This is a genomic window from uncultured Thalassospira sp., from assembly GCF_963976115.1.
Lineage (GTDB): Bacteria > Pseudomonadota > Alphaproteobacteria > Rhodospirillales > Thalassospiraceae > Thalassospira.
The window spans coordinates 166,969-187,087 of record NZ_CAXBJJ010000011.1 but is presented as its reverse complement, the minus strand read 5'-3'; the positions used below and the strand labels follow the sequence as shown (position 1 = coordinate 187,087).

General features: G+C 54.9%; 16 protein-coding genes. 1 reads left to right on the top strand and 15 read right to left on the bottom strand.

The features are described 5' to 3' along the window. Positions 1-90 precede the first annotated feature (90 nt). Positions 91-645, top strand: coding sequence for a 2OG-Fe(II) oxygenase (locus tag AAC086_RS16055; protein WP_339780146.1), 555 nt, complete (start codon positions 91-93; stop codon positions 643-645). A gap of 6 nt (positions 646-651) precedes the next feature. Here the strand turns inward: AAC086_RS16055 and AAC086_RS16050 are convergent, their stop codons facing one another. The 15 genes from AAC086_RS16050 to fliD all read right to left on the bottom strand — a co-directional run bounded on the left by AAC086_RS16050 (position 652) and on the right by fliD (position 20,039). Beyond that, complete coding sequence (locus AAC086_RS16050) at positions 652-1,053, bottom strand: hypothetical protein (RefSeq protein WP_339780144.1); 402 nt, start codon at positions 1,051-1,053, stop codon at positions 652-654. Positions 1,054-1,191: 138 nt separating this feature from the next. Beyond that, complete coding sequence (locus tag AAC086_RS16045; protein WP_339780142.1) at positions 1,192-2,811, bottom strand: hypothetical protein; 1,620 nt, start codon at positions 2,809-2,811, stop codon at positions 1,192-1,194. Between the two features lie 7 nt (positions 2,812-2,818). After that, positions 2,819-3,607: a MinD/ParA family protein gene (locus AAC086_RS16040; protein WP_339780140.1), complete on the bottom strand. Its 789-nt coding sequence runs from the start codon at positions 3,605-3,607 to the stop codon at positions 2,819-2,821. Beyond that, a complete protein-coding gene (locus AAC086_RS16035) occupies positions 3,604-4,602 on the bottom strand; it encodes a GTP-binding protein (RefSeq protein ID WP_339780139.1) in 999 nt (332 codons plus the stop codon). Before AAC086_RS16035 ends, AAC086_RS16040 begins: the two co-directional genes overlap by 4 nt. Before the next feature lie 24 nt (positions 4,603-4,626). Then, positions 4,627-6,708, bottom strand: coding sequence for a flagellar biosynthesis protein FlhA (flhA, locus tag AAC086_RS16030; protein ID WP_339780138.1), 2,082 nt, complete (start codon positions 6,706-6,708; stop codon positions 4,627-4,629). 224 nt (positions 6,709-6,932) lie between these two features. Further along, positions 6,933-8,546, bottom strand: a complete 1,614-nt coding sequence (locus AAC086_RS16025) for a sigma-54 dependent transcriptional regulator (RefSeq protein WP_339780137.1) — start codon at positions 8,544-8,546, stop codon at positions 6,933-6,935. A gap of 82 nt (positions 8,547-8,628) precedes the next feature. Next, positions 8,629-9,423: a MotA/TolQ/ExbB proton channel family protein gene (locus tag AAC086_RS16020; protein WP_339780136.1), complete on the bottom strand. Its 795-nt coding sequence runs from the start codon at positions 9,421-9,423 to the stop codon at positions 8,629-8,631. Positions 9,424-9,446: 23 nt separating this feature from the next. After that, the gene (gene fliN / locus AAC086_RS16015) at positions 9,447-9,809 is read right to left on the bottom strand and encodes a flagellar motor switch protein FliN (protein ID WP_073953552.1); all 363 of its coding nucleotides are present in this window, start codon (positions 9,807-9,809) and stop codon (positions 9,447-9,449) included. 186 nt (positions 9,810-9,995) lie between these two features. Beyond that, positions 9,996-10,934 carry a FliH/SctL family protein gene (locus AAC086_RS16010; protein ID WP_339780134.1) on the bottom strand — a complete coding sequence of 313 codons (939 nt, stop codon included), beginning with the start codon at positions 10,932-10,934 and terminating at the stop codon, positions 9,996-9,998. Positions 10,935-11,028: 94 nt separating this feature from the next. Then, positions 11,029-12,681, bottom strand: coding sequence for a flagellar basal-body MS-ring/collar protein FliF (fliF, locus tag AAC086_RS16005; RefSeq protein WP_339780133.1), 1,653 nt, complete (start codon positions 12,679-12,681; stop codon positions 11,029-11,031). 297 nt (positions 12,682-12,978) lie between these two features. Then, a complete protein-coding gene (locus AAC086_RS16000; protein WP_339780131.1) occupies positions 12,979-14,694 on the bottom strand; it encodes a flagellar hook-basal body complex protein in 1,716 nt (571 codons plus the stop codon). 52 nt (positions 14,695-14,746) lie between these two features. After that, complete coding sequence (locus AAC086_RS15995) at positions 14,747-15,535, bottom strand: flagellar hook capping FlgD N-terminal domain-containing protein (RefSeq protein WP_339780130.1); 789 nt, start codon at positions 15,533-15,535, stop codon at positions 14,747-14,749. Between the two features lie 16 nt (positions 15,536-15,551). After that, complete coding sequence (locus AAC086_RS15990; RefSeq protein ID WP_339780129.1) at positions 15,552-17,159, bottom strand: flagellar hook-length control protein FliK; 1,608 nt, start codon at positions 17,157-17,159, stop codon at positions 15,552-15,554. A 488-nt stretch (positions 17,160-17,647) separates the two neighbouring features. Then, entirely contained in the window at positions 17,648-18,181 is a 534-nt protein-coding gene (gene fliS, locus AAC086_RS15985) for a flagellar export chaperone FliS (RefSeq protein ID WP_339780128.1), read from the bottom strand. 55 nt (positions 18,182-18,236) lie between these two features. Next, positions 18,237-20,039 (bottom strand): flagellar filament capping protein FliD, encoded by a 1,803-nt coding sequence (gene fliD / locus AAC086_RS15980; RefSeq protein WP_339780127.1) that lies wholly within the window; start codon positions 20,037-20,039, stop codon positions 18,237-18,239. Positions 20,040-20,119 lie beyond the last annotated feature (80 nt).

The window sequence follows — 20,119 nt, the reverse complement described above, 5'->3', positions numbered from 1 at the left end:
TCCGGTATCCGTTTTTTCCGCTGGTCAGGTGTGAAAAAGCGGTATAGATCGGCGCTTGCACCAACAGGGTGCTTTTGGAGTCCTGGCGATATGTTTCCTGACGAAATGTCTTTGGTTGTGCCAGACGCACTGGATGTTGAAACCTGCGACCGGTTGATTGCCAATTTCAACGACCGCCTTGATGAAGGCGGGCTGGTGCAGGGGCAATCGGCCAGCCATATTCGCCGCAGTCAAATCGGCTGGTTCAACGAAGAACAGGAACCCGAGGTGATGCGCCGGATCATTGATCTGGTGGCAACCGCCAACCGAACCTGTTTTGATTTCGGCCTGACCGATTTTGCCGAAAATGCCCAGATCGCCCGTTATGAAGGCGACCAGCGCGGGCATTATGACTGGCACAGCGATATTGGCGCATCTGATGTGGCACGCCGACGCAAGTTGACAATGGTGATCCAGCTTTCCGATCCGGCTGATTATGACGGCGGGCAGTTGCAGCTTAACCCGGCCGGACATGTGATTGATGCGCCCATGGCACGCGGTAGCGCTATTTTATTTCCCAGTTTTGTTTTGCACCGTGTCGCGCCGACTGTGGCCGGGACGCGGTTTTCCCTGTCCATCTGGATTCACGGTCAGCCGTTTCGCTAACCTGCTTTAATACCGTTCCAGCCGTTCCAGCAGGCGGGTATTGTGCCAGCGGGGCTGGCGATCTTCCAGGGTGGCTTCGTGATGGTGTACTGTGTCGTTGTCGGCGGTGTATTTGTTTAACCGCATATTGATCCAGCGCGGCACCAGTTCGTTGTTGAAATCTTCCATAAGCAGGACGGCAGCCTGTTCAAGGTTGTCAAAGGTTATGGTTCCGATTTCCTGAAAATATGCTGCCAGACAGTCGGATTTCAAAAGCAAGCGGTCCGGCACATACCGGAGGCTTAATTGCGCCGGGAAAACATTTTTCGCACCGTGAAGTTCGCTTTGCAGGGTGACAACGTAATCAAACTGAATGCCGGGGTTGGCTTCGGTTTGCAGCAAGTTGCGGCGTTCAAAAATTTCCAGCATGGGCCTGTTCCTGATCCAGATATATTATCAAGCAGCATAGTGGCAGCGGCGTATTAAAGGAAACGTGCTTTAATGCCAGCGGCGCCAGGGTTAATGCCGTTAACCGGCAATGTACTTTATTGTGGTGTGCTTTGTGTTTCAGGCTTCGAACCCGCGTTTTTGCGGCCCGGTTGATGCCGGGTCGGGGCTGACCGCGACAAAGCGGCTGCCATTTTGGAAATTTAGCGCGCCCCCCAGTTTCGCAATCGCCAGAGCCTGATGAAAAATGGCCCGAATATCGTCGCGCTGCGGGCCATCAAGGGCATTTTCGGTGCGCACGATCAAATCAAATTTCTGGGTTTCCTTGCGCACCAGCCCGTCAAGCTGGGTATGACCCAGCCGCGTAAAAGACAAATCCAGCAAAAACCGGGTTCCCGCATCATCGGCCTTGCGGTTCGATGTGTCGTCTTCTTCGCCGTGGCCGTGTCGCCAGGCCAGTTGCATCTGTTCAATGCGTTCGCCCATATGAAACGGCATCGCCATCACCCGCCAGCCATCTGAACGCGGTTCGCTGGCCATGTTGCGCAGAATGTTAAAATCATTGTCCAGTTTTTTGCCCAGCCCGGCATCTTTGCCATCGCGACCGTCAAGTGCGCTGATGGTGCGTTCGCCCAGCCACCCTTTGGCAGACCCGGTTGCACCCGTCATGGCGGTAAAGAAAAACATCATGGTGGTGGTCAGGCGTGGCCCGGCTGCCGGGATTTGGTTGAGCAGGGCCTGTGCGGCTTGCGGGTCCGCCTGGGCAAGGGCGGCAATCGCGCGTTGCAGGCTGTCCCAGTTGTGGCTAAGGCTGGCGGCCTGGCCACGGGCCAGAAGTTCGCCCTCGGTCATGACAGGCAGGGGAATGCGGGCGGCGGCGGCACTGGTGGCATCAACCGCAAAAGACAGCATTGCGCCAACCGGGGCAGGGACCGGCAGCCGGACGCCGATAATACCGGCATTGGTCCGCAGGGCGGTAAACCCGTCGGGCAACATACGGGCTTCGGGGCTGTTGGCGGGCAATACCGTGCCGGTTAACAATAGAGGCGGGCGGGCTCCGGTGATATTTGCGGCCGCTGCTACCTGCCCCGTTTGCCCGGCCTGCCCGGCAAGGATGTTGGTGCTGGCGGCGTTGGCGATGTTTGCCGGTGCCGTTTGTCCGGCGATGTGTCCGGCGGGCAGAAAACTGGCGGCCTGGGCCGGTGATGCAGCACCGGGGCCGATAAAGACCATTTGCATCTGGCTGCCCGCAGGCAGGGTGCTGCCGCCGGGAAAGGTCAGGCTGGTGGTGGTAACACCGGTAAAACTTTGCCCGGGAACCAACGGAGCCGGATTGGGGGTAACGGGTGCCGCAGCCCCGCTGGCCCCGGCACTGGCCCCTGAAGCTGCACCGCCAGCGGTGTTGAGCACTGTTTGCGGCAATACCTGCAATCGCAGGCTGCTGCTGCCATCGGCACCGGTTTGGGGCATGATGCGCACCCAAACCAGATCATTCATAGTGGCAGGCAGGGCTTGTGGCAGTTTCAGGGTGACAGTCCCCGCACTGGTTTGCAGGGTGACTTCGGCGCCGTTTTTGCTTTGGATGGTCGCCTGGATCAGGCTGTCGACCGGTAATCTGGCAAGGGCCGCGGGGGGATTTTGAACAACCGCACTGGTGCCCGCATTGCCCGCACCTGCTGCACCACTGCCAGTGGCGTTGGCACCGGAGACAGAGGCAACAGGGGGGCTGATTTCTGCCATGCTGCTGTTATCCTTCGATCAGCCTGGTTGCGATTGCTTCAATATCCTGTGCGGCAATGGAATTGGGATGACGGGTGAGCAGCGGTGTCTGGCTGCGGATGCATTCCGATACTTTGCTATCCGCCCGGATCACGCCCAAAAGCGGCGGAGAGATTTTTAAAAATCCTTCGCAGGCCTTGAGAAGTTTGGCATAGATCGCTTCGCCTTCCTTTTTGTCTTTTGCCAGATTAACCACCACACGGATGTCGGCCTTGGGCCGGGTCATATGTGTGACCTTGATAAAGGCATAGGCATCGGTCAAAGCGGTGGGGTCGCCATTGGTCAGCACAATTACGGTATTGGCAAGGCTGGTCATCTGGCGAACACCCTGATCCACCCCGGCACCAAGGTCGATGATCACCTTGTCATAAGATTTGCCGGTTTGCAGCAAATCATCGGACAGGGCCTGCAAGCGGCTGGCGGGCAGGTTGGCCAATGTGCCCGACCCGCTGCGCCCGGCCACAATATCAAAGCCGCCAACTTCAAAGGTTGTAATGGCATCGCGTAGCGCAATGCGCCCGGAAATAACCCCGCCCAAATCATGCTTGGGCATCAGGCCTAACTGAATGTCGATATTGGCAAGGCCTAAATCACCGTCAAACAGCAGCGATTTTAATTCATGCAAAGCCAGGGCATGACACAGCGAAATGGCAAACCAGGTCTTTCCTACGCCGCCTTTTCCCGAAGCAACGGCAATGACATTGCGTCCCTTGGTGCGTCCAGCCTGTTTTGGGGTGGCATCAGATGTGGCTGTCATTTCATGACCTCGGCGAAACTCTTTTTCTTGTGGGTGTGTTTGGCAGGCATAAGCAACTTTGCCAGTGCGACCGGGCTAATGGCTGTCAACCCGTCTGCAACCTGGGCGGTCATGCTGACATTACACAAGGAAAGGTTTCCTGTGTCCGCACCATATAACGCGCCTCCCAGTCGGGATGCAACATCAAGGCGTGTGATCAGCATTCGGGTTGTTCCGCATTCCGCAAAGGCATTGGCAATATCGCCTGTTTCTTCGGCATCAACACCGGCCGGGCAAACCAGAATGGGTTCGCTGGGAACGGCATGTAAAAGTTCGCCCAGTACCGCAAGTTCGGCCTGGACATAGGGGTTGCAGTTTGCCGTGTCGAGAAACACCAGATCCGCCCCGCGGACGGCATCAAACTGTTCGCGCAGGTCTTCGGGGGATTTGATAATTCCCAATGGAATTTTCAGAATTTTGGTAAAGGCGCGTAATTGGTCTACGCCACCGGCCCGTCGGGTGTCGCTGGTTAAAACCGCAACCCGGCGTTTTTTCATGACGGCCCGTGCGGCGGCCTTGGCAACGCAAAGTGTTTTTCCCGCCCCTGGTGTGCCGACAAAGGCAATCGCCCGTGGGCTGCTTTTTTCGGGAAGGGGGGCAAATTCAAATATTTCGTCAAGCGCACTGGCCAGCAATTGCTGCGCATTGCCCGGGGTGCGTTCGCGGCCCATGGCATCGCACAGGCGCAGGCGCAATCGTTCGGGGACTGAATGGCGAATTAAGGCACGTTCGACTTCCTCGATCAGTTCGCTTTGCGTCGGGGCATCGGCCCTGTCATCAATGCCGGTGCCATGGCCGATCTCAAAATCGGGTTCATTGTCGATGGCGGCTGTCAGGCGTACCCCGGAACCGGGAATATCCTGGGTCGATACAATAATGGCATCCGCACCCATATGCTCTTTGACCAGTGCCATCGCGGCACTCATGGTGGGGGCGGTAAAGGTTTTAAGGCGCATGGCGCGCCCCTTTTTGCCCGATCATTAAATTTGCCCCATTGTTTTTAATTGCGCCTTGGGGTGAATTTCATTTTGCGACATGACAACCGTTGCCGGGCGGAAACGTTCCACAATGGATCGCACATAAGGACGAATGCCCGGGCTGGTCAGCAAAACGGGGGATTCCCCCATCATGCCCAGGCGTTCAAATGTGGTGCGCACTTTGTTGATAAATTCCTGCAACTGGCTAGGCGGCATCGATAGCTGCTTTTCTTCGCCTGCTCCGACCAGGCTTTCGGCAAAAATCTGTTCCCATTCCGGCGACAGGGTGACAAGCGGAATAACGCCATCGGCGTTTGAATTGTTGTCAGAAAGCTGGCGGGCAAGACGGGAACGGACATGCTCGGTCATGAAGGTCGGGTTGCGGGTAAAGGCGGTGGCTTCGCCGATCCCTTCCAGAATGGTGGGTAGATCGCGGATCGAAATGCGTTCGGTCAGCAATGCCTGCAACACACGCTGAACCCCGCCAATAGAAATCTGGCTGGGAATAATATCCTCGACCAGTTTTTTCTGTTCGTCTTCCATCTCGTCGAGCAGCTTTTGCGTTTCGGCATAAGATAGCAGTTCGGGCATATGGTCCTTGACCACTTCGGTCAGATGGGTGGTGATCACGGTTTGCGGGTCCACCACCGTATAGCCCCGGAACATGGCTTCTTCCTTCATGCCCTGTTCCACCCACATGGCGGGCAGGTTAAAGGTGGGTTCGATGGTTTTTTCACCCGCCAGGGTGATTTCCTCGCCGCGCGGATCCATGATCAGCAACATGTTGGGGCGCAAATCGCCCCGTCCGGCCTCGATTTCCTTGACCCGCACCACATAGGTATTGGCCGGAAGCTGCATGTTGTCCTGGATGCGCACACTGGGCATGACAAAACCCATATCTGCTGCCATCTGGCGCCGCAGGGCCTTGATTTGATCGGTCAGTTTCTGTCCGCGTTCGGTGCTGATCAGCGATAACAGGCCATAGCCGAGTTCAAGCCGGACATAATCCATGCGCAGGGCGTTGGCGATGGGTTCTTCGGCGGGCGGGGCGGCGGCATCGGCGGCAGCATCGCTGGCTTCCTGAACCACAAGGGCGGCGGCCTTGTCTTTGTTTTTGCCAAGTTTCCAGGCCAGATAACCCATGCCGATTGCCGCCCCCATAAACCAGATCATGGGGATACCGGGCAAAAGCGACATGCCGCCCATCATGGCAGCGGCAATGCCCAGCGCGGCAGGATAGTTCGAAACCTGGCCAAAGACGGCCTTTTCCGTTGCCCCTTCCATCCCGCCTTTGGTAACCAGCAACCCGGCGGCGGTTGAAACGATCAGGGCGGGGATCTGTGATACCAGACCATCGCCGACTGTCAGGATGGTGTAGGTTTCGGTGGCTTCATTCAGGCTTAGCCCCATTTGGGCCGTGCCAATGATAATGCCGCCAATCACGTTGATGAAGGTAATCAGAATACCGGCAACGGCATCGCCACGCACGAATTTGGACGCACCATCCATCGACCCGAAAAACGAGCTTTCTTCTTCCAGTTCCTTGCGCCGCGCCTTGGCCTGTTCTTCGTTGATCAGGCCCGACGACAAATCGGCATCAACCGCCATTTGCTTGCCGGGCATGGCATCAAGGGTAAAACGCGCGGCGACTTCGGCAATACGGCCTGAACCCTTGGTGATCACGACAAAGTTAATAATGACCAGAATGGCAAAAACAATGATGCCGATAACAAAATTGCCACTGACCAGAAAGCTGCCAAAGGCCTGAATCACATGGCCTGCGGCCTGCGGGCCTTCATGGCCATGCCCCAGAATAAGCCGGGTTGTTGCAATGTTCAGCGCCAGGCGCAGTGATGTCGCGACCAGCAAAATCGTTGGAAAAGAGTTAAATTCCAACGGTTTCTGAATGAACAGGGCGGTCATCAGAATCAGGATGGAAAAGCTGATCGACAGGGCCAGAAACATGTCGAGCAACCAGGTTGGCAGCGGAAACATCATGATCACAAGGATCAGAACGAACCCCAATGCCATGGCAATGTCGCCACGCCGCATGGCCGAACGGAAACGCCCTTTCAGATTCCCCATAAGGGCATTGCCGCCGGATTGTCCGTCGGTGTTTCGGGGCCCTGAAGGGGTTATTTGGCGACCATCTGCCATGTTTTGCGCTTTGGTTCCTGTCTGTTGCCATTTATGGCGGGGAAAACCCGGCCTTGTTTATAAGGTGCTTTTTTCGCTATCACGCCCAAAGGTCAGCCATCTGTGACAGTGGCAATGTACCCCGGGCATGTGTCGATACCCGTTTTATCCGTTTATCCGTTGCCGGGAAGCGGAACGCTAACCCCTTCGTCGTTATACTGGCGCAATTTGTTGCGCAAGGTACGGATCGATATTCCCAATATGTTGGCGGCATGGGTGCGGTTGCCAAAACAATGTTTCAACGTATCGATAATCAGTTCCCGTTCAACATCGGCCACTGTCCGACCCACCAGGGCCGCTGTGATAGAGCCGTTCTCGGATATCACACCCTGATCGGCGCGATCGTCCGCGATATCGGTTGGTGCCGACGCCGGGGCCGCACGCGCATTTTCAGTATAGGGATCTTGCGGTGCCGGTGCCGGTTGTCGGGGGGGCGCGCCATAGGTGCCATTGCCAGATGTATCATAGCCGCCCGTTGCCGCACCCGAACTGCGATAGGCCTGGTTAACGTATGCCGGGTTATAGGCCGACGCCGCCACATTGTTTCGGGCGATGTCGCGCGGATCGGGGCCGGATGCGCCATAGCCTTGCTGTTGTGGCGGCGGGGCTTGCGGGGCAGGTTGTGGAGCCGTGCCGCTTAACATGATGGCTTCGGGGCCAATTTCGTCGGGGCCGGCAATCAGCACGGCACGGTGCATGGTGTTTTCAAGTTCGCGCACATTGCCGCGCCAGTAATGGTGCACCAGCCGTTCAATCGCCAGCGGACTGATCGGCCGGATCGGCATGTCGTTGGCTTCGGAATATTTACGCACAAAAAACTCTGCCAGTACAGGGATGTCGCCGGGCCGCTCGCGCAACGCGGGAATATCCAGATTGACGACATTCAGGCGAAAATAAAGGTCTTCGCGGAAATTGCCTGATTGCACATAGGCTTCAAGGTCGCGGTTGGATGTTGCCAGAATGCGCACATCAACCTTTACCGGTTTGCTGCCACCCAGCCGGTCAATTTCGCGTTCCTGGATCACGCGCAGCAATTTGGCTTGCAGGCGCACATCCATTTCGCTGATTTCGTCGAGCAGCAAGGTTCCACCATCGGCTTCTTCAAACTTGCCAATGCGCCGTGCCTGGGCGCCGGTAAAGGCACCTTTTTCATGGCCAAACAGCTCCGATTCCAGCAAGTTTTCGGGAATGGCAGCACAATTGACGGCGACAAAGGGTTTGTCAGCCCGGTTTGATTTGCGATGGATAAACCGGCATAGAATTTCCTTGCCGGTGCCACTTTCGCCGGTGATCAGGATGGACGCGGTGCTGCGGGACACCTGTTCGGCAAGGCGTAATGTTTCGGTCATGCGCGGATCGCGATGGATCAGGGCATGGCTTTCTTCGGTCACGGCTTCAAAAATGGCTGCAATCAGATCTGCCTCGGGGGGCAGGGGGATATATTCCTGTGCCCCGGCCTTGATCGCATTTACAGCGCCATTGATGTCGTTGCCCACACCGCAGGCCACGACCGGAACGCTGATGCGTTCGCGCGACAGGGCCGTGATCAGGGCCCCAACATCCAGGGTGATGTCGGCCATGACCAGATCAATGCGCTTGCCCGCGCGCAGGATGTTCAAGGCAGTGGTAACGCTTTCGGCCAACTGAACCGAAGCGCCCCGTGCCATCGCGATCTTGCTGGCTGCGCCGATCTGGCCGCCCAGTCCACCAACGATCAATACCTGCATTGCCTAATCTCTTTCCGATCCGCTTTTTGTATGTCTTTGCTGCAATACCATTGTTTTGTCACCGAAAAATGGCAGTCGGGGATCAATCAAAATAACTGACCCGTTTCGCCGGTGGCAAAATCGAATTTATCAGCATTTCGAGGCGACGGGGGTTTTCCTGTCGTCCGATTGAAACGGCACCGACCATATAGACCGAGTTCAATAGTTCTTCTTCCTGCGAGTTGCGTTCCAGTTTGGCCGCCAGCGGCATGAACACCATGTTCGACAAAACAGCACCGTAGAAAGTTGTCAAAAGTGCCACCGCCATCGAAGGACCAATTGATGACGGATCATCAAGGTTGCCCAGCATCTGCACCAGGCCGATCAGTGTGCCGATCAGGCCCATTGCCGGGGCAATGTCGCCTGCTTTTTTTAATATGCTCGCCCCTTTTTGGTGGCGCGAAATAGTGGCGTTCATGTCCTTGCGCATGATCCCTTCAACTTCTTCGGGCGGGGTGCCATCCACAACCAGGGACAACCCTTTCCAAAGAAACTCCTCGCTTAGCAAGCTGTCGAGATGTCCTTGTAGCGACAGAACACCGCCCTTGCGGGCAATTTCAGCCAGTTGCAAAATTTGCAAAGCCGCATCTGCAGGGTTGCGCGACGGATGAAAAATCGTCCGTGCCAACACTTTGCCCACCCCGAGAAATTCGCCCAGGGCAAAACACACTGCCGTAATCGCGGCCGTCCCCCCAATCACGATCAGGATCGACGGTACGTCAATAAATGCCCCAGGCGATCCGCCCAGGAAAATTGCCGCAATAACCAACGCAAACCCGACGATGAGCCCGACCACCGTTGCGATGTCGAACGTCGTCTTCGTCCCCCCGTCCGCCATTCCCAGCTATCCTTCTGACCAGCCTAGTTTCGTTCTGATTTGATAATTTCCGTCATGGTTACCCCCAGACGGTCTTCGACAACAACCACTTCGCCACGCGCGACCAGGCGGTTGTTAACATATATATCAATAGCTTCCCCAACCTTGCGGTCAAGCTCCACGACAGCACCACGGCCCAATTTTAGCAATTGGCTCACCTGCATGGTTGCTTTTCCAAGCACAGCCGAGACCTGAACAGGAATATCATATACCGCTTCAAGGTCTTTGGAGGTTTTCATTCCCTCGCCACTGGTATCGAGTCCGGCCAGTAATTCAGTCCCTTCGCCTTCCAGCTCGATATCGTCATCATCGAGTTCGGACAGTTCAAGATCGTCATCGTCTGCCATTGTATTCTCCTGCATGTTTCGGGACGGATTGCTCCTGCCGAACCCGCATTGTCGCTGTCATCACATGTGTGATGCAATCTATTGTTTAAAACTGCCAGCGGTATCTTTTTTTATGGGGGGCAAGTTCGCCTGTCGGCGTATCAGTATTACTGTACGGGTCCATATGCCCTCCGGCATTTTACCGTGTTATTCGTCGTTTGTTGCGGCCACCTGTGCGCTTGCGTTTTCAGGCCCGGTTTTGGTGTTTTCCGCCTCGGCGGGCGGTGGCGAAGGCGTCGGTGCTGCATTTGCTTGCGGTTGGAGGGGGACGCCAGGAGCAGCGGCTGGTTCCGGTTTGCGGCTTTCCTGAATTTCGGGGTCAGTCATCGGATTGTCGTGGGAAAGGTCAAATCCCTCGCGGTGGGCGGTAATGGCGTTATCAACAACGGCATTTATTTCCGCCCATGTCCGTTCCTGGTCGCGAATGGCGGTGCCATCGCCCCACGATACCCGGCAGTCGCCTGTGGCAATGCTGGCTTCGCCGACAACAACAGCCTGGCCGGAAAAACCGCGACTGCGGGCAATTTCGCTCACACGGTTTTGCAGTTCTTCGGCAATGTCGGGGTGAACCTGTACCAGCACCTTGGGAACATCGAACAGGTTCGACAGGCATTGGCGAACGATATTTTCGATTTCAAGCGTGGTGTTTCCTTGTGTCCAGGCCGGGATCAGCTTTTTGACAATAGCACGGGTCACATGGATGGCATCTTCGACCGTGGTGGCGTGGGCGCGTTTCTGGATCTCGTCAATATGTTCCAGCCGGGCCGCAATTTGCCCGGCGGTATCGGAAACGGTTTTTTGCACCGACGCCAAAATTTCGTCGCGCCCCTGGGTCAGCCCCTGCGCATGGCCTTGTGTAAAGGCTTCATCACGTGCGCGGCTTTCGGCTTCGCGCAACATGGTTTGCATTTGCTCTTCGGTGTAAATCGCCGGGGGCGGCGGGGGGCCTTTTTCTTCCTCTTCTCTTTTCTTTCGCTGCGATTTGCGCTTGATCGAATAGTGTTCCTCTTCCGCGCCAGCGGGGCGGATGACGGTATCGGCATCGTCGAAGTTAAGCTCAAATTTGAATTTTTCGATCGCAGTCATATCATTTCGGCAATCTGTCGGGTGTTAGTCCGGGGTCGTAACGCGTAACCCCGGATCAGGAATATCAAACAAACGGTGCGCTCTGACCCGGCCTTCAGTTTTCCTGATAAAGCCAGTTGCGAATGATCGCCAGGGCCTCTTCCGGGTGCTTGTCAACAATTTCACCAATCTTCTTGACCGAGGAGGCTTTCACCCGGCCCTCGACCTGCGAAATATTGATCAGTTCGTCATGTTCTTCGTTCATATGCCCACCGGGCACCGGGGCCGGGCCAGCCAGGGCGGGGGTGCCATCCTGCATCATGTTGCCGTCTTCTGCCAGCAATTGCCGTTGTGCCATATCTGCCGCGCTGGGCAGGGTTTCAAAGGCACGGGTCAGAAGCGGGCGAACCACCAGCAAGATAACAAGGATCGCGACAATTGCCAGCACCAGCATTTCGGCAATACGGAAGACTTCAGACTTGTCAAGCCCCAGGAAGGTATCAACCGGTGTGTCGCTGAACATGTCTGCCGTATCAGCAAATTTCATGTTGATGACTTCAACCTGGTCGCCACGGTTGGGGTCATAGCCAATGGCACTGCGCACCAGAGCCGCAATCTTGTCGAGATCGCCAGACGAGCGTTCCTGATAAACTTTCTCGCCATTTGCGTCGGTCGTGTAGGTGCCATCGACCAGAACAGCAACGGTGACCCGCGAAATTTCACCAATTTCCTTGATGCTGGTGGTGGTGGTTTTGGAAATTTCGTAATTGACGGTTTCTTCCGAGCGGTTTTCCTGGCTGTTGCTGCCTGCGCCATTGTTGCCCAGATTGGGGTCGGGCAGGTTATTTTGCAGGGTTACCGGGTCCGTACCGTCATTTTCGGTGTTGGTTGAGGTCTGATCAACTGTCTGGCTGGATCGTACCACCTGTTCGTCGGGGTTAAACCGTTCGTTATTGGTGGTGACTTTGTTGAAATTCATATCGACCGAAACTTCGGCCCGCACTTCGCCAAATCCCAGCGACCGGGACAGCAGGTCCTCGATGGTGTTGCGCAACCGGGTTTCGTTGCGAACGCGCATTTCGTTGGCCGTCTGGGTCAGAAAGGTTGCCGTTTGCTGTTCACCATCACCGCGTGCCAGCAGATGCCCGCGTTCGTCAATGATGGAAACCTTGCTGGGTACCAGTTGCGGCACAGCGGCAGCCACAAGGTGCTGAATGGCGCTAACCTGTTCGGCATCAAGCGTTTTTCCCTGCAATTGCAGGGCGATAGACGCACTGGGTTCCTGGGTTTCGCGCGAAAACATTTGTCGTTTGGGCAAAACCAGATGGACGCGCGCCTGTTTTACGGTATCGATCGAGGCGATGGTACGCGACAATTCACCTTCAAGAGCACGCACATGGTTGATATTTTGCTCGAAACTGGTCGAGCCAATGCCATCCTGCTTGTCGAAAATTTCATAACCGACCGATCCGCCCGATGGCAAACCGGCTTCGGCCATTGAAATGCGCATGCGGTTGACCTGATCTGCCGGGACCAGAATTTCCGTGCCGCCCTTTAGCAACTGGTATTCGATCTGCTGTGTTTCCAGACGATCAACGATCTGTCCGGCATCTGCCGGGGACAGGTCGCGATACAGCAAATCCATATTTGGCTGCGAGACACGCAAAATCAAAAAAGCAAAGAACACAATCAACAACAGGCCAACGCCCGACAACGCCATCAGACGTGTCGGCCCCAGGCTCTTGAGAGTCTGTAAAATGCCGCCCATTCAGGCTGCTCCTATCCCGCTCGGTCACCCCAATTCCCAAACTGGCGAGGCATCGTACCGCCACACCACCCCTAACACGAATAGGGGGGCAAGTTGAAGAACAGGTTAACGACCGGCAATTTTTGCCCACCGATGTTCGTTTACAGGCATCTTTGGTTGAAAGATCGATACTACACCATATGGGTATTGGATCGTCGAAAAAAAAGCCCGGCAAAAGCCGGGCGAGTCCCTAACAATAAGCCTGTGGCAGAAACTGCCGTGGCAGCGGCGCGGGCGATTAACCCGCGCCAACCGCTGTTAACGTTTCACCCGGATCAGTTCGTCCAGCATATCGTCCGTGGTGGTAATGGTCTTGGTGTTGGCCGAATAGGCACGCTGGGTGATAATCATATTGGTGAACTCTTCGGCCAGATCGACGTTCGAGGATTCAAGGGCCGATGCCACCACTTTGCCTGCGCCATTTGTACCTGGTTCGCGCAACAGATAGTCGCCCGATTCACGGGTCTGGCGGTAGACGTTGCCAGTATGGTTTTCCAGTGAATCCGGGGCTTCGAAGGTCGCAACCGCCAGCTTGTAGACCGGGCGTTTCACGCCATTGGCAAATTGAATTTGCAAGAATCCATCTTCGGTGAAGCCGTAATTGACCATGGTACCGGCCTGCGCCCCATCCTGATTGATGAAGTCGGTTGTATATTCGATCAGGTTGCCATTGGCGTCGGTTCCGGCGGCAAACTGTTTAATCCCGTCCGTCTTCCCGATTGTTCCGGCATCAAGGGTGATGGAACTTGGTTCGGCGCCGTTGCTCCAGGTAATGCCGGTCACGGGTTGGTCAACCCGTGAAATGCCGTTTTCATCTGTAAAGGTTTTAAGACCACCATCGCCATTAAAGGTCATTGTTCCCGATGCGACGAGACCATTCGGATGCGTTGTTGCGTCAAGCTGGCCTGCTGCCGTTGATCCCGTGAGTTCATAACCCCATTTATTTTGCCCCAGCTTTACGACCTGAAGGTTCAGTTTATGTGCGGCCCCCAGGGAGTCATAAACTGTTACAGGCAGGGAATTATTTGCGGTAATCGCACCAGACGCGATGTTACCAGCCCCTGGTGTAAAAGCAGCTGTTGTTGTGAGTGTACCAAAGCCCAATCCGGTCAATGGTGTATTGTTGTTATTCGCCAGTGTCAGGGTTTCCTCTGGATCGGTAGAAGAAATTGACAATGTGTGGTTGGTGCTGGTGGTATCAACTGTTGCGGTTACGCCGGTCAGGGCCGTAATTTTGGCAGCCAGACTGTTCAGGGTTTCGCCGGCGGCAATTGTTATTGTTTGCGGGGCGCCCGTGCCAACCGTAATGTCAAATGAATCGCCGGCAGTTATCCCTGCCAGTGTGGTGAGGTCGGTTGTGCTGGCATCAATACCGGCCGTGCTGGACGTCGTCGGGGTTCCGGTGAGTGCGGTTTCTTCCAGGTTTAAAGTTGCACCAAATTCGATTCTGGTGGTCGATGCCGCTGCCGTCAGGATCGAGTTGATATCCAGAATCTGAAGATCTCCGGCCGCAGAGCTGTTCGACGACGTGACAGCGCCTGTTTTGTCAAGCAAATTTCCGTTGCGATCCGTTGCCCAGCCTTGAACGTAATAGCCAGCTGTATTTTTCAGATACCCGTCATCGTCGGGTTTGAAATCTCCGGCCCGGGTAAAGAACAATTCGCTGTCGTCGCCCGGGTTTGATGTATCGCGTACAACGAAGAAACCATCGCCCGAAATGGCGGCTGCCGTTGTCGAGGATGTTGCTTGCAACAGGCCCTGTTTACTGATCATGGCTGTCGGGTGAAACTGTACACCACCGGGCGTATAGTTGGTGTTGGTTGCGGCTTGCGTCACCAGGGTCGAGAACCGACCCACGGTGCTTTTATAGCCGACAGTATTAAGGTTGGCGATATTGTCAGAAATAACACCAAGGTTCTGGCTCTGGGCGTTAAGGCCAGATACACCAGAAATCATTGCACCGAAAAGGCTCATTTTTTTCTCCTGCGCTTACAGGCTGTTAGGCATTTCAAAAGTGGTCGATCGATCAGGCGGCTGTGTCGCTTGCCGGATCGTCGCCATCGTTTCCGGTGCTACCTGTTCCGGAGGTGCCATCACTGGCGTTATTCGTTGTGGTTGCGGCCAGTTTGACGTTGGTCAGGGTCGCAAACGGGACTGACACATCGCCAATCCGCAGATAAATATCGTCATCGCCAATATCAACACTGTCGACTTTGCCGACGATGCCAATTGACACCGATGCCAGTTTGCCCTTGTCATCTTTGAAGGTTTCGCCGTCTTTCCCCAGCGGCTTGATAACAAAGGTATAGGCACCTTCAGCGGCAGCAACACCGGCGTTATTCTTGCCGTCCCAGTTAAAGGACTGGACACCCGAAACATCTTCGACCGTTTCCGCATAAACCGTTTTGCCGTCCTGATCGACGATCTGAAGCTGAGCTGACGGAACTTCCGGCGAGATGCTGTATTTGAATTTGAGGTCTTCGCCGGGCGTGTGCCAGTTGGTATCGCCTATCGCCTCGATTTCGGCACCGACATAGGACAGAGCAGACAATTGGCGCTGCTGCCCTTGCATGGTCAGCAGGTTTTCAAGATTTTTGTTGGTTTCGATACCTTGTTCGACCTGGGCAAACTGGCTGAGCTGGTCGGTGAATTTGTCACTTTCCATCGGCGAGGTCGGGTCCTGATTCTTTAACTGCGTGGTCAGCAGCGTCAGGAAGGTATCGAAGTTCTGCGAAAGCGACGCGGTCGATTTGGTCGAAGACGCATTCGCATTATTGGTCTGAAGACCGATGTTGGTTAAGGAAGAAACCGTCATTTTTTATCTCCGGTATCTAAATGCGAATGTCAATAAGACCGTTGGAATTAATGCCGTAGCCCACAGCAACGTGTTGGGCCAGTTCGGCACCGCTAATAATATCGCCTTCATTGGGGCGAGATGCACCAGCACGTCCGCCATTGCCGCTATTCTGGTTCTGGCTTTGCCCCTGACCACCTTCCTGGCGGTGCTCAAAGGTGAAACTTTGTGAATCTGCATTCAGGCCTGCATCTCGTAATGCTTGCTGCAATCCTTTGACGTCCTGTCGCAGCATGTCCAGGGTTTGGCGGTTATCAGCCTGAACCACGGTTTGAACGCGGCCATCATGGGAAATTTCCAGTTTGACATCGACCCGCCCCAAATGTTCGGGGCGCAGTTGCACTGAAATCCGGTCAACGCCATCGCCCGCCCCTTTTTTAATTTGAACGGCCACCTGTTGCTGGACCGTTTCGGCGGTTGCGGCGCCTCGGCCCGCCTGGCCTGCGGCGGCCTGTGCCGTTGCGGTGGCTGTGCCGTTAACAACCTGCCCGGTAACGCCCGGGACAGCTCCGTTGGCACTTGCCGCGTCTGTTGCCCCGATGGCGGCGGTGGCTTTGGTTGCTGTCGCAGGTGCGGGCGTGGGTGTCGCCTGGGGCGCGGTGGCATTTTGCAGGGCGGCAAGATTTGCCATTGCGGTGTTGCTGCCTTGCGCGGGTGCGCTATTGGCTGTGGTGCCCGTGTTGGCGGCGTTGTTTGCACCGTTATTGGTATTGTTTTGGCCGTTGCCGCCATCTGCCTTGCCATTACCCGGTGCTTGTTGCTTCAGGGCGGCTTCAAAACTTGCCTTGGCATCCGGGGCGGCAGCATCGCCATCACTGCCAGCGCCGCCTGGCGACAGGGCTGCCTGCATTGTTTTGGCGGCACTCCCGTCATTCTGGACGGCACCATTGGTTGTTGCCGATTGCGACAGGGCAGTTGACGATAGCAGGGCATCCCTGGTGGTACCGTCACCGGTTTCTGTCGTTGCAGTCTGTCCAGCCGGTGTCGGAATTGTCGGAATACCAACGGTCGTTTGGCTGGCAATGACAGGTTGGGTGGCACCGGCGATGGCTTCTGCGGTGGTTTCATCCACCGTTTTTGCAGCCGTTCCGGTGTCCTCGGTGGCAGGTTTGCTCGTGTCCGCCGTGGTTTGTTCGTCATCTTTTGCGCCCGCGGTGTTGGTGGGCGCGTCGGTGTCGTCCGGGTTGGTTTCTTTGACCGGTTTGTCGTCGGCTACGTCCTGACTATCGACATTTTTATCGTCGCTGCCGGGATCATTCTTTGTCGCGGTTTTGTCTTTTGATGTGTCGTCGGCTTTAGATGCTGGTACATCGTCTTTGCGATCCGCGCGCGGCGTTGTGTCGCGATCATCATTTGACGTGCTGCGGGCGGGTTTGCGATCGTCCTGCGTGCTGCGGGTATCGCGCGACGACAGGTCGGCGGCACTATTTGCCGGGCTGTTTCGGGTGCGGGTAGCCGTTTCCGCCCGTTCCGCATGCACCTTGTCCATGATGTCGGCAAAGGCCACGCTGCTACTGGCAGGTTGGTTTTGCGCGGGCACCGATATGGTCGGCGTACTGAGTTTAGCTATCGCAGAGCTGTGCATGACACGGTCCCTATTTGTAAGTCTACGATAGATTATGCAATCTGCGGGCCAGTTTTAAAATTCGCCAATGGGTCATATTAAAGGAAACATGCTTTATCCAGTTCTCGATGCGTTGTTCTCATCGAGAACTGGTATTCCGGCACATCAACGGCAGGATGAAATTTCCCCGACAGGTAACAAATACGTTTCATCGCTTGTTTCTCCACAAGATATGCCAAACGAGATGATCGTTGATCCTTGCGGTTCACGCGCTATTTGCGTAGTGGTGTTGCGTTGAGCCGTGTCTTCCCACAACGTGCTCTATCCACCCGGCATCTTTTGCCGCTTTGCGGTTTTGGGGGTGGGGTAAGGGCACAATGCACAAATCCCCCGATCATGGATCGGGGGATAAAATACGATGCGGTTATGTCTGGTATTGCAAAAGAACTGCAGATAACACGCTATTTGGGGCAGGGCAGCCAAAACGGGTTATGGCACCAGAGCACGCGTTATGCTGAAATTGAAATGCCTGACGGGCGCGGTGCGTCGGGGCTTGCCGATCCCGCCGGGGTCGCGGGTTTGTCATCGCCTTCGGGGGCGGCGTTCTGCGACATGTCCTGTTGTTCGGTATTCCCATCCTTGGCACCTTGAACAGCCTGACGCAGTTCATCGGCACTTTTGCGGGCCAGAATTGCCCAGGAATCACGCATGGGGGTCAATAGACCAATAACGTCTTGTGCCGCCTGGGCGTCGTTATTGCGGTCAACCTTCATCAGGTGAACCGTGGAAAAACGATACAGTTCACGCAGGTTGCTGGCAATTTCGCCGCCTTGCTCCAGGTCGAGCGTGCCAGACAAATGAGCAATAATTTCCATTGCCTTGCAATTGGCGTTGCAGCGGGCCTGGATATCGTTGGCTTCAATCGCCTTGATCGCTTCCTGAAGCAAAGAAATGGTTTTATTATACAGCATGTAAACCATTTGGGCCGGCGATGCTGTGTTGACCTGCTGGTCGCCATAGGCGCGGGCTGCGTTCGTATTCATGCTATATTCCTTGATATCCAAAAGGTGGTAAATCGACGGCGGCCCCCGAGATTACCTAGTTATTTTTTTTCCCGGCTGCCATCAACTCGTCAAGCGAGCTTTGCACGTTTTTAATCTGTGCCAAAGCCTGTTCCATGTTGATGAACTTGTTCATCATGACTTCGCGCTGGTTGGTGATGCGGCTGTCGATGCGGTCAATTTTGTCTTCAAAACCGGTATTTTGTGTTTTGATAGAATTTATTTCCTGCGGCAAGCTGCCTTGTTCGCTATCGAGCATGTCCTGCATGGCAAATTGCAATCGGGCACCAAGACCGACAGAGGTGTCAATTGTTGCCGTTTCAGTTGCACCAGCAGCACCATTATAGAATATTTTCAGGCCATCAGCCGTAGTCAAGCTGCTGCCATTAATTGTTGCGTTCTTGGTTTCGCCATTCAGGGTATAGGTTGCGTCGGTTATCTTACCGTCGGCATCCTTGGTAACAGAAAACTCGTAATTTCCAGCACCGGTATTTCCGGTGAAGCTGGTCATGTTGAAGGCGGGATTGTCGGTTGTGGCTTTAAAATTAAAAAGCTCGGCGACTTCATCGACATTATTGATCAGCATGTCGTTCAGTTTTGTATCGTCGATCTTGAGTGTCCCGGCAGAATATTTGCTGTCGTCGGTACCACCACCGGCTTCCGCAGCCGATGTCAAGGTAATGCCGATTTGTGCCAGAACAGCCAGATCGTTATCGCTGCTTGTTGACCGAGACGGTGTGGAACCGACAATTTGCTGCAGGCTGGTTTCAACGGATTTAACCGTCGAATTGCCCAGCAATACAGCCCCTTCACCCGCTTTTTGCGTTTGAGGGTCGACATAGGTTTTTTCGTTGATAAATGATTTAACTGCGTTGTAAGCGTCGACAAATCCAAGTATTGCCTTTTTCGCAGCCGTCAAATCCTGTTCAACCGATACATTTATCGTTGTGCCAGGTGCTGCATCAAACAAGCTGATGGACAGGCCATCGACCAGGTCATTAACGTCGTTAGATGGTCGGGTAATTGAAACGCCGTCCATGGTGAATTTGGCGTCATTTCCAGGGTCGATTTCCTTGGCAGGATTGATTTCCATCGTACCCGTGCCGCTGTCTAATGACAGAATGCCCATGTTTTCCAAAACATTGCCTGTGTCATCGGACAAGGTCATGCGGTTGGTCGACCCGTTTTCTGTGGATGTCAGGACAATGGTTGATTGTCCTTCAGCCACTTTAACGACAGATGCCTGAACGCCTGTGGTCCCTGTGACGGTGTTGATCTTATCGCGAATATCCTGAAGCGTGTCTGTCGCGGTAACATCAATCTGTGCACTGCCCTTGCTGGTGCCGATGCTAAAGCTGCCGGTGCCAATCGCAGTTCCGCTGCTATTGGTGGCGGTGCTCAGGGCTCCTTCGGGGTTTATGTTGACGTTGTCGGCGCCAACTTTGTGCTTTGACGCGGTCTGTTCAACAACAAACTTGTAAGTACCCGTCGCAGCACTGTTACTTGCGCTGACGGACATTATATTTGCGGCATTGCCATCGGCAGATGTGCTGAAAACCTGCTTGGACGCGAAGGTGTTTTTGGACTGATCGAAACTTGTTGCACCATAAAGAGACGAAATCGAGGACTGAAGAGTTTTGACCAGATCCTGCAACTGGCTGACGGCAGTCAGTTTTTCGTCATTGGACTCAATGCGTTTTTGAAGATTGTCAGCCGGGATACGGCGCGCCTTCATCATCTTATCGACAACATCAACAAAGTCGATATTGGAACTCAAGCCTGAAAGCTGAATTCGTCCGTTATCGCCGACATAGACATTGTTTAAATTGACGCCGCTCATGATGCGTCTCCCGGTAACGAAAGCTGGGCAAATTTTACCCGAAAATGATTATGCGCACATTCATACGCAAATACCATGCC

What these genes read in the sequence shown, in the direction of transcription:
- fliF (WP_339780133.1), bottom strand. Translation starts at nt 12,681, where the DNA reads ATGGGCGGCATTTTACAGACTCTCAAGAGCCTGGGGCCGACACGTCTG.
- AAC086_RS16040 (WP_339780140.1), bottom strand. Translation starts at nt 3,607, where the DNA reads ATGACAGCCACATCTGATGCCACCCCAAAACAGGCTGGACGCACCAAG.
- AAC086_RS16035 (WP_339780139.1), bottom strand. Translation starts at nt 4,602, where the DNA reads ATGCGCCTTAAAACCTTTACCGCCCCCACCATGAGTGCCGCGATGGCA.
- AAC086_RS16000 (WP_339780131.1), bottom strand. Translation starts at nt 14,694, where the DNA reads ATGAGCCTTTTCGGTGCAATGATTTCTGGTGTATCTGGCCTTAACGCC.
- fliD (WP_339780127.1), bottom strand. Translation starts at nt 20,039, where the DNA reads ATGAGCGGCGTCAATTTAAACAATGTCTATGTCGGCGATAACGGACGA.
- fliS (WP_339780128.1), bottom strand. Translation starts at nt 18,181, where the DNA reads ATGAATACGAACGCAGCCCGCGCCTATGGCGACCAGCAGGTCAACACA.
- AAC086_RS16055 (WP_339780146.1), top strand. Translation starts at nt 91, where the DNA reads ATGTTTCCTGACGAAATGTCTTTGGTTGTGCCAGACGCACTGGATGTT.
- flhA (WP_339780138.1), bottom strand. Translation starts at nt 6,708, where the DNA reads ATGGGGAATCTGAAAGGGCGTTTCCGTTCGGCCATGCGGCGTGGCGAC.
- AAC086_RS16025 (WP_339780137.1), bottom strand. Translation starts at nt 8,546, where the DNA reads ATGCAGGTATTGATCGTTGGTGGACTGGGCGGCCAGATCGGCGCAGCC.
- AAC086_RS16010 (WP_339780134.1), bottom strand. Translation starts at nt 10,934, where the DNA reads ATGACTGCGATCGAAAAATTCAAATTTGAGCTTAACTTCGACGATGCC.
- AAC086_RS15995 (WP_339780130.1), bottom strand. Translation starts at nt 15,535, where the DNA reads ATGACGGTTTCTTCCTTAACCAACATCGGTCTTCAGACCAATAATGCG.
- AAC086_RS16020 (WP_339780136.1), bottom strand. Translation starts at nt 9,423, where the DNA reads ATGGCGGACGGGGGGACGAAGACGACGTTCGACATCGCAACGGTGGTC.
- fliN (WP_073953552.1), bottom strand. Translation starts at nt 9,809, where the DNA reads ATGGCAGACGATGACGATCTTGAACTGTCCGAACTCGATGATGACGAT.
- AAC086_RS16050 (WP_339780144.1), bottom strand. Translation starts at nt 1,053, where the DNA reads ATGCTGGAAATTTTTGAACGCCGCAACTTGCTGCAAACCGAAGCCAAC.
- AAC086_RS15990 (WP_339780129.1), bottom strand. Translation starts at nt 17,159, where the DNA reads ATGCACAGCTCTGCGATAGCTAAACTCAGTACGCCGACCATATCGGTG.
- AAC086_RS16045 (WP_339780142.1), bottom strand. Translation starts at nt 2,811, where the DNA reads ATGGCAGAAATCAGCCCCCCTGTTGCCTCTGTCTCCGGTGCCAACGCC.